The 1,456-nt window shown below is 67.7% G+C and carries 1 protein-coding gene and 1 pseudogene; both read left to right on the plus strand.

Annotated elements, in window-relative coordinates; translation table 11 throughout:
- Positions 1–594: pseudogene (locus tag ACWCV3_RS28920) on the plus strand (alpha-1,4-glucan--maltose-1-phosphate maltosyltransferase); the annotation flags it as partial.
- Positions 591–1,456 (plus strand): alpha-amylase family glycosyl hydrolase (locus tag ACWCV3_RS28925; RefSeq protein WP_451230327.1); only part of this gene is annotated, 866 nt, incomplete at its 3' end. The pseudogene ACWCV3_RS28920 and the gene ACWCV3_RS28925, both read left to right, overlap by 4 nt.

Below are 1,456 nucleotides of genomic sequence, written 5' to 3' on the forward strand. Positions count from 1 at the left end.
ACCCCCGACATCCTGCACGCCTACCTCCAGCACGGCGGCCGCCCCGCCTTCGAGATCCGCGCGATCCTCGCGGCCACGCTCTCGCCGACGTGGGGGATCTACAGCGGCTACGAACTCTGCGAGAACCAGGCGCTCCATCCGGGCGGCGAGGAGTACCTGAACTCCGAGAAGTACCAGCTCGAACGCCGGGACTGGGCGGCGGCGGCCCGTGAGGGACGCACCATCGCGCCGCTCATCACCCGGCTCAACGAGATCCGCCGCAGGCACCCCGCACTGCAACGGCTGCGCAACCTCAGCTTCCACCGGACCGACAACGACGCGGTGCTCGCGTTCAGCAAGCGCACCGGCGACGACACGGTCCTCGTGGTCGTCAGTCTCGACCCGCACCACACCCAGGAGGCCACGGTCTCGTTGGACCTGCCGCGACTCGGCCTGGACTGGAACGACGCCCTGTCCGTGCACGACGAACTGACGGGCGAGACCTACCACTGGGGCCGCGACAACTACGTGCGCCTCAGCCCCGGCCGCGCCCCCGCGCACGTCCTGCGTGCCGAGCCGGCGACGTCACAGATCGGAGGGCCTTCAGCGTCATGACCGTGAACGAACCCGTGCCGGACACTTTCGAGGACACTCCGGCCAAGGACCGGGACCCCGAGTGGTTCAAGCGCGCCGTCTTCTACGAGGTCCTGGTCCGCTCCTTCCACGACAGCGACGGCGACGGCGTCGGTGACCTGAAGGGTCTGACCGCCAAGCTCGACTACCTGCAATGGCTCGGCGTGGATTGCCTCTGGCTCCCGCCGTTCTTCAAGTCCCCCTTGCGTGACGGTGGTTACGACGTCGCGGACTACACCTCCGTGCTGCCCGAGTTCGGGGACCTGGCGGACTTCGTGGAGTTCGTGGACGCGGCCCATCAGCGGGGCATGCGGGTCATCATCGACTTCGTCATGAACCACACCAGCGACCAGCACCCGTGGTTCCAGGAGTCCCGCGCCAACCCCGACGGCCCGTACGGCGACTACTACATGTGGGCCGACGACGACAAGCAGTACCAGGACGCGCGGATCATCTTCGTCGACACCGAGGTCTCCAACTGGACCTTCGACCCGGTGCGCGGACAGTACTTCTTCCACCGCTTCTTCTCGCACCAGCCGGACCTCAACTACGAGAACCCGGCCGTGCAGGAGGAGATCCTGGCCGCCCTCCGGTTCTGGCTCGACCTCGGCATCGACGGGTTCCGGCTGGACGCGGTGCCGTACCTGTACGCGGCCGAGGGCACCAACTGCGAGAACCTGCCCGCCTCGCACGCGTTCCTCAAGCGCGTCCGGAGCGAGATCGACGCCCAGTACCCGGACACCGTGCTTCTGGCGGAGGCCAACCAGTGGCCCGAGGACGTGGTCGACTACTTCGGCGACTACTCCACCGGCGGCGACGAGTGCCACATGGCGTTCCACTTCCC

Source organism: Streptomyces sp. NPDC001781, from assembly GCF_053596035.1.